Raw genomic sequence first — 14,816 nt, forward strand, 5'->3', positions numbered from 1 at the left:
GACAGGCTACCTTACAGATCCAGCACCAACGCCTGCGTCCCCTCCTCTGACCGGGCCGGCACGGCACAGCAGATCAATACCGAACCCGCCTCCGGCAGTTCGGCCGGCGGGTTCGGGTAATGCACCTGGCCACTGACCAAGCGGGTCTTGCAGGTACCGCACGACCCGCCCCGGCAACTGAACTCCGGCGCCAGCCCACGCGCCTCGGCCAACTCCAGCAGCGTCCCGCTGCCGGGCGCCCAGCGCGCCTCCTTCGCCGAAGCTGCAAAGTACACCGGCACCGGCTCGCTGGCAGCAGGTGGCTGTTGCAATGTGGGTTGGTCATCGTCGGTGTGCCGCCGGAGCGTCGACGGGCCAAAGGCTTCGGCATGGATCCGCGCATCCGGCACATGCACCCCGCGCAGCCCTTCGTACAGGTCCTGGGTAAAACTGCCCGGGCCGCACAGGTAGAAATCGTAGTCGTCCAGCGCCAGCGTCGCCTTGACCTGCTCGATACCCAGCCGACCGGCAAACGCGTAATCACGCCCCGCCAACGCATGCGCTTCCGGCTGGCTCAGGGCGCGGTGCACCTGCAGCAGGCCGCCGGCCCGTTGTTGCAAGCTCGCCAGCTCCTCACGGAACGGCAGGTCGGCCAGGCTGCGCGCACCATGGAACAGATGAATGCGCCGTGTCCTCCCCTTGTTCAACTGCTCGCGCAGCATGGCCAGTAACGGCGTGATACCCACACCCGCGCCGATCAGCACCAGCGGCCGTGTGCTCTGCTGGTCCAGCGTGAAGCTGCCCATCGGCGGGCGCACGTTCAGCACATCGCCTGCCACAACGTGCTCATGCAGGTGCCGCGAGGCCTGGCCCTGGGCTTTGACGCTGATGCGCAGGTAGCCATCGGAAGGCGCGCTGGACAGGCTGTAGGTGCGGATCAGTGCCGCCTCGCCGTCGAGCTGGATCTGCACCGGAACATGTTGCCCTGGCGCAAAGGCCGTCGCACTGCCAGCAGGTGGCTCAAGGTAGAACGAGCGGATGTCGCGGCTCTCCTGCTCCACCCGCTGCACACGCCAGGCCTGCCATTGGCGCTGTCGCTGGCGTTGCTGCAGGCGCGCGTCGGCCTCGGCCCAGGTGCCGGTCATCAGGCTGGTCGGCGCGTACTCCTTGAAGGCCCACCGCAGGGAAACGGCAGCCGGGCGCCACACCACCTGCTCGACCTCCAGCGTCCACAAGCGCTCGGCGCCTTCGAACGCCTGGATGGCGGGGCTGTCCAACAGCAACTCGGCATGCCCGTATAGCTGCAACACGTTGCCGTTGCTGAAATCGATGAACAGCAACCCTGCTTGCGGGTTCACCAGCAGGTTGCCCAGGGTATTGAAGTGCAGGTTGCCAGCATAGTCGGGAATGGTCAGGCGGTTGCCTTCAACCTTGACGAACCCGGGCCGCCCGCCACGGTGGGAGACATCCACCGAGCGCTGGCCGTCGCCTTGCTCGACATAGCTGGCGACAAAGAAAGTGTCGGCTGTCTGGATCATGCGGGCAGCCGTGGCATCGAGTGTCGCTGCATCGACACGCCCTTGCGCGGGTTCCGCGACGCGGGTGTAGTCACGCAGCTGAATGTACTGCGGGCAGTTGCCGAACGACTGCTCCACAGTCACCTGCAGTTGCCCGTCGCCGGCCTCGTGGACCTGCCCGTTGAGGCGGTTGCGTCGACGGGTGTGCAGTTCGATACCCAACAGGCCGACCGCCTGTCCGGCAGACAGCCCCGGGGTAGCGGGATCGTCTGCTGCCAGCTGAGTGTTGATCGTCAGCTGGCGTGGGTTCGGCGAGCTGACGAAACCTTCCGGCCCTTCCAACAATGTTGCCCAGGGCCTCCCCCGGTCGTCCACGCTGGCGGCGACCATGAACGGCAACTGGTGATAGAAAATACGATGCTGGTCGGGCATGTAGTCACGAATGACCTTCTGCCCGAACGCCTCCATGCGCTCCGCGACACCGGCTTTTTCCTGCAGGGTTTTCTCCCCCGCATGCCAGGGCGAGGGGTGGTGCTCCGGGTTCTTTTGCATGGCGGCGTTCCTCGCGGTGGCGGGATGTCAGGCGCTGGTCTGCAGCCCGATCACGGTGCGTGGCATGGGCACGAAGCCAGGCAGCGCCTCAATCCGCGCCAGCCAGCTGCGTACGTTGGCATAGGGCTCCAGCGAAACATTGCCCTCCGGTGCGTGGGCGATGTACGAGTAGTTGGCGATATCGGCGATGGTGGGTGTGCTACCGACCAGGAACGGCGTTTTGGCCAGCTCGGCGTCGATCACCTTGAGCAGGGTGTGGGCGCGGGCAATGACCTCGTCGGTGTTGAACGCGGCGCCGAATACGGTCACCAGGCGCGCGGCGGCAGGGCCGAAGGCCAGCGGGCCGGCAGCGACCGACAGCCAGCGCTGCACGCGGGCGGCGGCGGCGGGCTCCTCGGGGAGCCAGGTGCCGTTGTCGTACTTCTTGGCCAGGTACACCAGGATGGCGTTGGAATCGGCGATCACCGTACCGTTGTCATCGATGACCGGGACCTGGCCGAACGGGTTGAGGGCCAGGAAGTCCGGCTGCTTGTGCGCACCTTTGGCGAGGTCGACGAACACCAGCTCGGTGGGCAGGTTCAGCAGCGAGAGCATCAGCTCGATGCGGTGGGCATGGCCGGACTTGGGGAAGTTGTAAAGCTTGATCGGGTTCGACATGGGCTTGGCTCCTGGTCAGCGCCGGGGTGGGCTGATGGAGCACATGCTGCACCGGTTCGGCTGGCAGCAGAATCCGTGTGGCGGGGAAACCATAATTTCGCGGGGCGGAATAATCGTGAGGCCGGCTCCCACAGAAGAACGCACCGGCCGGGGGCTTGTGCGGTCCATGTGGGAGCGGGTTTACCCGCGAAGAATGCAACGCGGCGTATGGCACCGGCTGTGCCGGTGTTCGCGGGTGAACCCGCTCCCACAGGGCTCGCGCCAGTTTTTAGATATTGAGCAAGACAGTTGCTCCCACTGGATCGGTTAACGCGGTCGGTTGTCGGCGCTGGGGCCGGTAGCATCAATGCAGATGCAAGATCAGTGCAGTTTGTTGAAATACCGGAACAACCCACGCGCAGCCTCGACCACCTGCGGCACGCAAGCCTGGATATCCTCTTCGCTCATCTGATCCAGCAGCTCGAAGTTGTCCTCCAACCCATGCAGCGAAATGGCCTTGAGCAGTTGATCCTGCTCTGGCGGCAGCTCGGCCCAGCCGGCGACCTGGGTGCCGCGCATATAGCCGAAGCACCATTCCTCCATCACGATCACCGTGCCTACCTCGTCTTCGTTTTCCTCGAACAGCGGCTCGAAGTGATCGACGTCGTCACCCAACTCCTCCGCCACCTGGCTGGCATAGCGCAGCATCAACGCCGTATAAGCCTCTTCATGCGCCGGCTTCTTGAACTTCGGCACCTTGCCGCCGGCCACCGCGGGCAGCCACTGTTCCGGGGTGACGGTGGATGGCGAGCTGGCCAATGCAGTGAAAAAGCCATTGAGCTCGGCCAGGTTGAGTACCGAGTAGTCATTGCCGTAGGTGATCAGCAGGTCTTCAAGGCGGTCGAGTTCTTTTTCGCTGAGTGCGGGGAGCATGGGTGAAAGTCCTGGGAAGCAAAAGTGTGTGCACCCTAGCACAGAACAGCCCAAGGGCTGCCCGCGCTTACAGGTACGCGAGCAGATTGCTTAACGTGGCAACCAGCAATGCAGCTGCTGCTGCCTGCCCGTACCGATCAACAGCCACAACAGGATGCGGCACTTGCGCGGACACAATTGCCCCGCCATGTGTACCCCTTTGCTCTGCAAATCGATCTCGGCACCGGCAAAACCGTAGGATGCCGAGGCTGTGGGACCACTGCCTGTGCGGGTGGCAACAATCACTGGGAAGGTGGGCGCGAGATAGCCCAGCACTTCGGACCAGCTACCGGAAACGTGACCAGCACCAAAGCCAGCGATGACCAGTCCCTCGTAGCCCAGTACCGCCATGGCATTGAGCAACGCCGTATCCGCATCCAGGCACGCTTCCAGCAGTGCAACCCGATGCTCGGTGCGATGCGGTAACGGCAGCACCTCTCGCGGGCCAGGCGGTTGACGATATGCCACAACACCCTCCACAACATCGCCCAGCGGTCCGCAGCCGGGCGATTCGAATGCAGCCATCGCCAGGCTGGCCGTCTTGCGAACCCTCGCGGCACAGTGGACCTGATCATTCATCAGCACCAGAACGCCGCGCCCACGGCTGCTCGGGGCCAGTGCAACCTGCGCCGCAGCCAGCAAATTGGCCGGGCCGTCGTTGCCCGGCTGGCTGGCCGCGCGCATGGCACCGGTCATCACCAATGGCGCATCGAACGGCCATAGCAGATCGAGGAAATACGCCGTTTCCTCAAGACTGTCGGTACCCTGGGTCAGTACCACCGCGTGCGCTCCGCGCTCCACCTCACCCCGAGCCCAGGCCAGCACCTCGAGCAGCGCAGCAAAGCCCAGCGAGGCACTGGGGAGCAGGCCCAGAGTGGCAGTTTCAAGATGGGCCATTTCGCGCAGTTGTGGCAACTTGGCCAGTTGCCCATTGCAGTCAAGCTTGGGCATCACCCCGCATCCGCTGGCACTTGCCTCCATGCTCACCGTGCCACCCAGGCCAGCGATCGACAGCTTGGGCAGGTTTGCATGCGCTTTCATACGCCACCTCCCGCAAGCACCCCGACCAGCGGCACGATCCCCAGTGTGCTGATGGCCATCGACACCACATTACCGATGTAGCCATGCATGTAAGCCGGCAAGCGCTGAGTGATGGCCACTGCCAAAGGTGGAGCTACCAGCGCGCCCAGCACTGCACTGGCTACGACCACTTGCCAGCCTCCACCGTGGGTAAGCACAGCGGCAGGGACGATCGAGACGATGGGAATGTAAGTGGGGTACCACCCTCGCGCCTGCCACTGGCGACGCCAGAACACGACCCCAACCAGTGACGCCAGCGCCTGCCCGGCAACCATCGGTATCAGCAGCAGCGAACCGTAGGCCGGTGCAGCGGGGGCCAGCATGTAAGCCAGGAACACCCCCAGCAGTAGCCCGAGGCTGGCCAGTTCATTACCGAAGAATGGCGCTTCGCTGAAATCGGCCAGCACACGCCGCAGGGTCCAGACCACGCCGTAATCGGGTTGGGCCGCAACGGGTTCGGGCGCGGCGGGCTTGTGGCTGGGCCGCACCCATGATGGAAAGCGCCAGCACAGCGTGAACGCCACGACGCTCGCCAGCGCCATGCCACTTACGTTGCCGACTACCACCGGCAACTGCAACGGGTAGCACAGGTAGTTGACCATCAACAGGCTGGCTGGCGTTACCAGCAGTGCCCCCAGCAGTGCGCCGCTGATCGTCACCTGCCAACCCGCGCCAAATAGCAGCACCATGGCCGCTGGCAACGATACGAAAGCGACGAAAGTCGGTTGCCAGGTGCCACTGGCCAAGGTCCATCCCCACAACGCGTGACTGAGCAGCAAGCCCAGCAGCGAACTGGTGAATACCCATGGCCATAATCCGCTGCCGTAGCAGATGGCAAAGCCCTGCCAGCGATACCCATGCACATGGGCCCAGTGCGCCAGGCAAGCCCCCAGTAGCAAGCCCAGCGCGGGCAACTCATGCTTGTAGAAGGCTACTTCGCTGATATCACCGACTATCCAGCGCAGGCGGCTTAACGGCTGATCGAGCGTCGCTGCCAGTTGCGTGTAGTCCGGCCATTGGCCCTGGACGAGGCTGGCAGCCAGCAGCACCAGCAGGCAGGCGAGGATCAACACCGACGAACGCTGCCGGTTGGGGAAGAGTAGGGTTTTCATGTGCGACTCCTCAGCGCGGCATCGGTGCATGCAGGCGATAGCCAAGGGTTGCATCATAGAGATCGGTACGCCGGTCTCGCGGCAGGTCGTTGAGGCTGTTCCAGATCGGTGCCGAGCGTGCGCTGCTGAGGTCGACATCGGCGTAGAGAATGCCCTCCTCCTCTGCACTGGCCACCTCGCCAATTGGCCAGCCATTGGTACCGGCAATCAGCGAACAGCCCAGGAAGCGCCCTCCCCGCTCGCTGCCTATGCGGTTGGCGGCAGCGATGTAGACGTTGTTGACGTGTGCCGCCGTCATGGTCAGGTAGGAAGCCATGCAGCGCCCGGCTTCATCGAACAGCGGCGGTGGTGTCCATACCCAGTTGTTCAGGCTGCAGATGATGTCGGCGCCTTGTGCGGTCATCAGCCGCGGCACCTCCGGGAACCAGATATCCCAGCAGATCAGCAGACCGATACGGCCGATCGGCGTCTCGAACACGGGGAAGCCTAGGTTGCCAGGGGTGAACCAGAGCTTTTCCTGGTTCCACAGGTGAGCCTTGCGGTAATGCCCGAGCAAGCCTTGCGGACCGAACAGTACGGCACTGTCGTAGAGTTTCAGCCCCTCGCGTTCGGCAAAACCCGCAGCCAGGTACACCTGATACTCCCTGGCGAAATCCGCCCAGAGGTTCAGGCTGCGACCTTCCTCCAGCGTTTCGGCATGGGCATAGGCCTCTGCACGGGTGTGGAAGGTGTAGCCGGTGTTGGCCAACTCGGGCAGCACGATCAGGTTGGCACCTTCACGCACTGCCCGCCGGGCCAATGCCAGGCCTCTGCTCAGGTTACCGTCGCAATGCTCGAGCCCGACCTGGGGGTCGTACTGGATGACGGCGATGCGTACGGGGCTGACGGGGGGGCAATGTTCGGACATGGCGACTTCCTTCTTATGGTTGTTTTGGAAGGGCGCCAGTAAAGCGGGGTTGGGCTGGGGAGTGACAGTCGGGGTATTCCTGCAAGCTTGTAGGAATAGGGGATGGGTATGACAGGAAGGGCCTTACACGCCGCAGAGGTCAATGCGATCAGTGTGGGAGCGGCCTTGTGTCGCGAAAGGGCCGCAGAGCGGCCCCAGGATTTCAGCGACATGGCAAAAATTGCCGGGGCTGCTTTGCAGCCCTCTCGCGACACAAGGCCGCTCCCACAGGCGCCATACCTGTAGGGGGCCTCAGGCCTTACACCGCCAGCGCGCGCTCACGCAGCTCGCTGTTGAGGATGCGGTCGTTCTCGCTGTAATCGACCGGGCAGTCGATCACGTGCACGCCCGGGGTCTTGATGCAGTGCTCGAGCAGCGGCAGCAGGCCTTCGGCGCTTTCCACGCGGTGGCCGTTGGCACCGTAGGCTTCGGCGTACTTGACGAAGTCCGGGTTGCCGTAGTCCAGGCCGAAATCGGTGAAGCCCATGTTCGCCTGCTTCCAGCGGATCATGCCGTAGCCGTCGTCACGCAGGATCACCACGGTGATGTGCATCCCCAAGCGTACCGCAGTCTCCAGCTCCTGGCTGTTCATCATGAAGCCGCCGTCACCGCAAACCGAGATCACCGGGCGGTCCGGGTGCACCAGGTGCGCAGCCATGGCCGATGGCAGGCCGGCGCCCATGGTCGCCAGGGCGTTGTCCAGCAGTACGGTGTTCGGCTTGTGCGCCTTGTAGTTACGGGCGAACCAGATCTTGTAGATGCCGTTGTCCAGGGCAACGATGCCTTCGGACGGCAGCACGCGACGGATGTCGGCGACCATGCGCTGCGGGTAGACCGGGAAGCGGTTGTCGTCGGCCCCTTCGGCGATCTGTGCTTCGTTGGCTTCACGGATGGCCATCAGGCGAGTGAAGTCCCAGTGTGTGGTGTCACTCAGCGCTTCGCTGATCTGCCACACGGCGTTGGCGATGTCGCCAATCACTTCCACCTGCGGGAAGTACACGGCATCGACTTCGGCAGAGCGGAAGTTGATGTGGATGACCTCGGTGCCGCCACGGACCATGAAGAACGGTGGCTTCTCGATCACGTCGTGACCGATGTTGACGATCAGGTCGGCAGCTTCGACGGCGCGGTGCACGAAGTCACCCGACGACAGCGCGGCGTTGCCCAGGAAGCGTGGGTGACGCTCGTCGACCACACCTTTACCCATCTGGGTGGTGATGAACGGGATGCCGGTCTTGTCGATCAGTTGCTTGAGGACCTTGGCGGTCATCTTGCGGTTGGCGCCGGCGCCGATCACCAGGATCGGGTTACGGGCGTTCTGCAGTTTCTCCACGGCAGCTTCGATGGCCTTGTGCTCGGCCAGCGGGCGACGGCTCAGGCTAGGCGGGATCGGCAGGCTGTCGGTCTGCTCGGCGGCGATGTCTTCCGGTAGCTCCAGGTGCACGGCACCCGGCTTTTCTTCCTCAGCCAGGCGGAAGGCTTCGCGCATACGGGCCGGGATGTTGTCGGCCGAGGCGAATTGGTGGGTGTACTTGGTGATGGGGTCCATCATGCCGCACACGTCGATGATCTGGAAGCGGCCCTGCTTGGACTTCTTGATCGGCTTCTGGCCGGTGATCATCATCATCGGCATGCCGCCCAGGTAGGCGTAGGCGCTGGCGGTGACCAGGTTGGTGGCGCCAGGGCCGAGGGTCGACAGGCTGACGCCGGTCTTGCCGGTCAGGCGGCCGTAGGTGGCGGCCATGAAGCCTGCGGACTGCTCGTGACGGGTCAGTACCAGCTTGATCTTCGACTTGCGCAGGGATTCGAGCAGGTCGAGGTTTTCCTCACCGGGAATACCGAATACATACTCGACACCTTCGTTTTCCAGGCATTGCACAACGACATCGGCGGCCTTGGCCATCTTGCTTGCTACCTCAAGTGATGGGACGGTGGAAGTCCAGAAATGCGCAGCACGGTACGCTGGCATCGCTCAGCCCAGGGTCAGGAGTGCCCCGAACCAGAGTCTTGACGTAGGGTGGGCGCGGGAAAGTCACGTAAATGTGACGGGAATATTGTCGCACCCAGGATATTACGCGCTCGGTGTGGGAGCTGTGGGAGCAGGCGACGCGGAGGATGGCACCGGCTTTGCCGGTGTTCGCGGGTGAACCCGCTCCCACAAGGGGTTGGGTGAGGCTTGGGGATTTTTAGGGCCACAAAGACAAAACCCCTACCTGCAGGCGCAGATAGGGGTTTTGCGAAATGAATCTTGACGATGACCTACTCTCACATGGGGAAACCCCACACTACCATCGGCGATGCATCGTTTCACTGCTGAGTTCGGGATGGGATCAGGTGGTTCCAATGCTCTATGGTCGTCAAGAAATTCTGTTGCCAGAATGTCCAGATGGACAGCCCAGCGAATTCGGATATGTGATCTTGTGAAGTTGCGAACTTTCGGTTCTTTCGTCTTCACCACCGCAATCTGCGCTAGCAAATTGCTTGGGTGTTATATGGTCAAGCCTCACGGGCAATTAGTATTGGTTAGCTCAACGCCTCACAGCGCTTACACACCCAACCTATCAACGTCGTAGTCTTCGACGGCCCTTTAGGGGATTCAAGATCCCAGTGAGATCTCATCTTGAGGCAAGTTTCCCGCTTAGATGCTTTCAGCGGTTATCTCTTCCGAACATAGCTACCCGGCAATGCCACTGGCGTGACAACCGGAACACCAGAGGTTCGTCCACTCCGGTCCTCTCGTACTAGGAGCAGCCCCTCTCAAATCTCAAACGTCCACGGCAGATAGGGACCGAACTGTCTCACGACGTTCTAAACCCAGCTCGCGTACCACTTTAAATGGCGAACAGCCATACCCTTGGGACCGGCTTCAGCCCCAGGATGTGATGAGCCGACATCGAGGTGCCAAACACCGCCGTCGATATGAACTCTTGGGCGGTATCAGCCTGTTATCCCCGGAGTACCTTTTATCCGTTGAGCGATGGCCCTTCCATACAGAACCACCGGATCACTAAGACCTACTTTCGTACCTGCTCGACGTGTTTGTCTCGCAGTCAAGCGCGCTTTTGCCTTTATACTCTACGACCGATTTCCGACCGGTCTGAGCGCACCTTCGTACTCCTCCGTTACTCTTTGGGAGGAGACCGCCCCAGTCAAACTACCCACCATACACTGTCCTCGATCCGGATAACGGACCTGAGTTAGAACCTCAAAGTTGCCAGGGTGGTATTTCAAGGATGGCTCCATGAGAACTGGCGTCCCCACTTCAAAGCCTCCCACCTATCCTACACAAGCAAATTCAAAGTCCAGTGCAAAGCTATAGTAAAGGTTCACGGGGTCTTTCCGTCTAGCCGCGGATACACTGCATCTTCACAGCGATTTCAATTTCACTGAGTCTCGGGTGGAGACAGCGCCGCCATCGTTACGCCATTCGTGCAGGTCGGAACTTACCCGACAAGGAATTTCGCTACCTTAGGACCGTTATAGTTACGGCCGCCGTTTACCGGGGCTTCGATCAAGAGCTTCGCTTGCGCTAACCCCATCAATTAACCTTCCGGCACCGGGCAGGCGTCACACCCTATACGTCCACTTTCGTGTTTGCAGAGTGCTGTGTTTTTAATAAACAGTCGCAGCGGCCTGGTATCTTCGACCGGCATGGGCTTACGGAGCAAGTCCTTCACCCTCGCCGGCGCACCTTCTCCCGAAGTTACGGTGCCATTTTGCCTAGTTCCTTCACCCGAGTTCTCTCAAGCGCCTTGGTATTCTCTACCTAACCACCTGTGTCGGTTTGGGGTACGGTTCCCAGTTATCTGAAGCTTAGGAGCTTTTCTTGGAAGCATGGTATCAACCACTTCGTCGCCTAGAGGCAACTCGTCATCAGCTCTCGGCCTTGAAATCCCGGATTTGCCTAAGATTTCAGCCTACCACCTTAAACCTGGACAACCAACGCCAGGCTGGCCTAACCTTCTCCGTCCCTCCATCGCAATAACTGGAAGTACAGGAATATTAACCTGTTTTCCATCGACTACGCTTTTCAGCCTCGCCTTAGGGACCGACTAACCCTGCGTCGATTAACGTTGCGCAGGAAACCTTGGTCTTTCGGCGTGCGAGTTTTTCACTCGCATTGTCGTTACTCATGTCAGCATTCGCACTTCTGATACCTCCAGCAAGCTTCTCAACTCACCTTCACAGGCTTACAGAACGCTCCTCTACCGCGTCATCAAAGATGACACCCGTAGCTTCGGTGCATGGTTTGAGCCCCGTTACATCTTCCGCGCAGGCCGACTCGACTAGTGAGCTATTACGCTTTCTTTAAAGGGTGGCTGCTTCTAAGCCAACCTCCTAGCTGTCTAAGCCTTCCCACATCGTTTCCCACTTAACCATGACTTTGGGACCTTAGCTGACGGTCTGGGTTGTTTCCCTTTTCACGACGGACGTTAGCACCCGCCGTGTGTCTCCCATGCTCGGCACTTCCAGGTATTCGGAGTTTGCATCGGTTTGGTAAGTCGGGATGACCCCCTAGCCGAAACAGTGCTCTACCCCCTGGAGTGATACATGAGGCGCTACCTAAATAGCTTTCGAGGAGAACCAGCTATCTCCGAGCTTGATTAGCCTTTCACTCCGATCCACAGGTCATCCGCTAACTTTTCAACGGTAGTCGGTTCGGTCCTCCAGTCAGTGTTACCTAACCTTCAACCTGCCCATGGATAGATCGCCCGGTTTCGGGTCTATACCCAGCGACTAAACGCCCTATTAAGACTCGCTTTCGCTACGCCTCCCCTATTCGGTTAAGCTCGCCACTGAATATAAGTCGCTGACCCATTATACAAAAGGTACGCAGTCACCTAACAAAGTAGGCTCCCACTGCTTGTACGCATACGGTTTCAGGTTCTATTTCACTCCCCTCTCCGGGGTTCTTTTCGCCTTTCCCTCACGGTACTGGTTCACTATCGGTCAGTCAGTAGTATTTAGCCTTGGAGGATGGTCCCCCCATATTCAGACAAAGTTTCTCGTGCTCCGTCCTACTCGATTTCATTGACAAGAGATTTTCGTGTACGGGGCTATCACCCACTATGGCCGCACTTTCCAGAGCGTTCCACTAATCTCAAATCAACTTAAGGGCTGGTCCCCGTTCGCTCGCCACTACTAAGGGAATCTCGGTTGATTTCTTTTCCTCAGGGTACTTAGATGTTTCAGTTCCCCTGGTTCGCCTCTTGCACCTATGTATTCAGTACAAGATACTCAGCTTATGCTGAGTGGGTTCCCCCATTCAGAGATCTCTGGATCACAGTCTGTTTGCCGACTCCCCAAAGCTTATCGCAGGCTACCACGTCTTTCATCGCCTCTGACTGCCAAGGCATCCACCGTATGCGCTTCTTCACTTGACCATATAACCCCAAGCAATCTGGTTATACTGTGAAGACGACATTCGCCGAAAATTCGCATGTTGCTCTTTCGAGCAGAACTCACAAATTTTACCTTAGCCTGATTAACCAGCAGTGAAACTGGCCATCAGTCTATATCTATCACATATCCGAATTTTTAAAGAACGATCTGACAAAAGCCAGAAATCAACATTCGAAGCGAATGCTCATTTCTGAGTTTGATCAAGTAAAGCAAGTGGTGGAGCCAAGCGGGATCGAACCGCTGACCTCCTGCGTGCAAGGCAGGCGCTCTCCCAGCTGAGCTATGGCCCCGTGTATTCTACGGCTGAACCATGTAATGGTAGGTCTGGGCAGATTTGAACTGCCGACCTCACCCTTATCAGGGGTGCGCTCTAACCAACTGAGCTACAGACCTATAACAGGGTCGCGTTACAGCATCGTCTTTTACAATGAATCAAGCAATTCGTGTGGGAGCTCATCAGCAGGCTGATGTCGTCGATTAAGGAGGTGATCCAGCCGCAGGTTCCCCTACGGCTACCTTGTTACGACTTCACCCCAGTCATGAATCACACCGTGGTAACCGTCCCCCCGAAGGTTAGACTAGCTACTTCTGGTGCAACCCACTCCCATGGTGTGACGGGCGGTGTGTACAAGGCCCGGGAACGTATTCACCGCGACATTCTGATTCGCGATTACTAGCGATTCCGACTTCACGCAGTCGAGTTGCAGACTGCGATCCGGACTACGATCGGTTTTGTGAGATTAGCTCCACCTCGCGGCTTGGCAACCCTCTGTACCGACCATTGTAGCACGTGTGTAGCCCAGGCCGTAAGGGCCATGATGACTTGACGTCATCCCCACCTTCCTCCGGTTTGTCACCGGCAGTCTCCTTAGAGTGCCCACCATAACGTGCTGGTAACTAAGGACAAGGGTTGCGCTCGTTACGGGACTTAACCCAACATCTCACGACACGAGCTGACGACAGCCATGCAGCACCTGTGTCAGAGTTCCCGAAGGCACCAATCCATCTCTGGAAAGTTCTCTGCATGTCAAGGCCTGGTAAGGTTCTTCGCGTTGCTTCGAATTAAACCACATGCTCCACCGCTTGTGCGGGCCCCCGTCAATTCATTTGAGTTTTAACCTTGCGGCCGTACTCCCCAGGCGGTCAACTTAATGCGTTAGCTGCGCCACTAAAATCTCAAGGATTCCAACGGCTAGTTGACATCGTTTACGGCGTGGACTACCAGGGTATCTAATCCTGTTTGCTCCCCACGCTTTCGCACCTCAGTGTCAGTATCAGTCCAGGTGGTCGCCTTCGCCACTGGTGTTCCTTCCTATATCTACGCATTTCACCGCTACACAGGAAATTCCACCACCCTCTACCGTACTCTAGCTCGCCAGTTTTGGATGCAGTTCCCAGGTTGAGCCCGGGGCTTTCACATCCAACTTAACGAACCACCTACGCGCGCTTTACGCCCAGTAATTCCGATTAACGCTTGCACCCTCTGTATTACCGCGGCTGCTGGCACAGAGTTAGCCGGTGCTTATTCTGTCGGTAACGTCAAAACAGCAAGGTATTAACTTACTGCCCTTCCTCCCAACTTAAAGTGCTTTACAATCCGAAGACCTTCTTCACACACGCGGCATGGCTGGATCAGGCTTTCGCCCATTGTCCAATATTCCCCACTGCTGCCTCCCGTAGGAGTCTGGACCGTGTCTCAGTTCCAGTGTGACTGATCATCCTCTCAGACCAGTTACGGATCGTCGCCTTGGTGAGCCATTACCCCACCAACTAGCTAATCCGACCTAGGCTCATCTGATAGCGCAAGGCCCGAAGGTCCCCTGCTTTCTCCCGTAGGACGTATGCGGTATTAGCGTTCCTTTCGAAACGTTGTCCCCCACTACCAGGCAGATTCCTAGGCATTACTCACCCGTCCGCCGCTGAATCAAGGAGCAAGCTCCCGTCATCCGCTCGACTTGCATGTGTTAGGCCTGCCGCCAGCGTTCAATCTGAGCCATGATCAAACTCTTCAGTTCAATACTGCTTGGGTTTTTAAGAAACCCTAAACTTGGCTCAGCAATCTCAAATGACTATGTGATTTCTCGCATGGCCACTTGTGATGCTGATAATCTTTGTGACTATCAGTCCGTACTCACAAGCACCCACACGAATTGCTTGATTCGATTTGTTAAAGAGCGTTTGGTTAAGAGCTTTTCGTCTCAACCGAGGCGCGAATTCTACGCTTTCCTCATTTGCTGTCAAGCGTTTATTTTGAAGTTTTTTGCGAGAAACTCGTTTAGCTTCAAACACTTGACTCGCTACGATCTCTCGTAGCGGGAGGCGAATAATACAGCGTTTAAAACCGCTGTCAACCTTCACCTCAACCGCCATCGATCATTTGATCGAAGCCCTTTCAGCACCTTCCGAATCGTCTAACTCGTTGAATTTCAAGGAGTTTGTCGTTCCGTTGTCGCTGGAAGTGGGGCGCATTATAAGGGGATTCGAAGGGGCGTCAACCTTTAATTTCAAGAAATTGAAATATAAGAGTGAAAGACCGTATCAAGGCCACCAGGTGCTCGCCACAACACCTTCTGCGCCTGTGAGATCGAGCGCCGCGCGGGCGGCGCTCGATCTCACAGG

7 protein-coding genes, 2 tRNA genes and 3 rRNA genes are annotated in these 14,816 nt (G+C 58.9%); all 12 read right to left on the reverse strand.

The window, feature by feature from the left end:
- Window positions 1-11: 11 nt before the first annotated feature.
- Window positions 12-2,048: a pyridoxamine 5'-phosphate oxidase family protein gene (locus MKK04_RS20490; protein ID WP_233688339.1), complete on the reverse strand. Its 2,037-nt coding sequence runs from the start codon at window positions 2,046-2,048 to the stop codon at window positions 12-14.
- 27 nt (window positions 2,049-2,075) lie between these two features.
- A complete protein-coding gene (locus MKK04_RS20495) occupies window positions 2,076-2,705 on the reverse strand; it encodes a glutathione S-transferase family protein (RefSeq protein WP_207838193.1) in 630 nt (209 codons plus the stop codon).
- A gap of 360 nt (window positions 2,706-3,065) precedes the next feature.
- On the reverse strand, window positions 3,066-3,617 hold the full coding sequence (locus tag MKK04_RS20500) for a UPF0149 family protein (RefSeq protein WP_241105934.1): 552 nt from the start codon (window positions 3,615-3,617) through the stop codon (window positions 3,066-3,068).
- Between the two features lie 90 nt (window positions 3,618-3,707).
- Window positions 3,708-4,697, reverse strand: coding sequence for an asparaginase (locus MKK04_RS20505; protein WP_063913054.1), 990 nt, complete (start codon window positions 4,695-4,697; stop codon window positions 3,708-3,710).
- Entirely contained in the window at window positions 4,694-5,848 is a 1,155-nt protein-coding gene (locus MKK04_RS20510) for a hypothetical protein (protein ID WP_207838185.1), read from the reverse strand. The genes MKK04_RS20505 and MKK04_RS20510 overlap by 4 nt, the downstream gene beginning before the upstream one ends.
- Before the next feature lie 10 nt (window positions 5,849-5,858).
- The gene (locus MKK04_RS20515) at window positions 5,859-6,755 is read right to left on the reverse strand and encodes a nitrilase family protein (protein ID WP_241105935.1); all 897 of its coding nucleotides are present in this window, start codon (window positions 6,753-6,755) and stop codon (window positions 5,859-5,861) included.
- Window positions 6,756-7,053: 298 nt separating this feature from the next.
- A complete protein-coding gene (locus MKK04_RS20520) occupies window positions 7,054-8,697 on the reverse strand; it encodes an acetolactate synthase large subunit (RefSeq protein WP_241105936.1) in 1,644 nt (547 codons plus the stop codon).
- A gap of 343 nt (window positions 8,698-9,040) precedes the next feature.
- A 5S ribosomal RNA gene (rrf, locus tag MKK04_RS20525) occupies window positions 9,041-9,156 on the reverse strand.
- A gap of 130 nt (window positions 9,157-9,286) precedes the next feature.
- Window positions 9,287-12,178 (reverse strand): 23S ribosomal RNA (locus tag MKK04_RS20530).
- A 233-nt stretch (window positions 12,179-12,411) separates the two neighbouring features.
- Window positions 12,412-12,487: transfer RNA gene (locus MKK04_RS20535), tRNA-Ala, on the reverse strand.
- A 26-nt stretch (window positions 12,488-12,513) separates the two neighbouring features.
- A tRNA-Ile gene (locus MKK04_RS20540) sits at window positions 12,514-12,590 on the reverse strand.
- 85 nt (window positions 12,591-12,675) lie between these two features.
- Window positions 12,676-14,212 (reverse strand): 16S ribosomal RNA (locus MKK04_RS20545).
- Together the 16S, 23S and 5S rRNA genes with 2 tRNA genes alongside form the textbook arrangement of a ribosomal RNA operon.
- Window positions 14,213-14,816: the final 604 nt, after the last annotated feature.

Origin of the sequence: Pseudomonas sp. LS.1a (assembly GCF_022533585.1) — a bacterium.
GTDB lineage: Bacteria > Pseudomonadota > Gammaproteobacteria > Pseudomonadales > Pseudomonadaceae > Aquipseudomonas.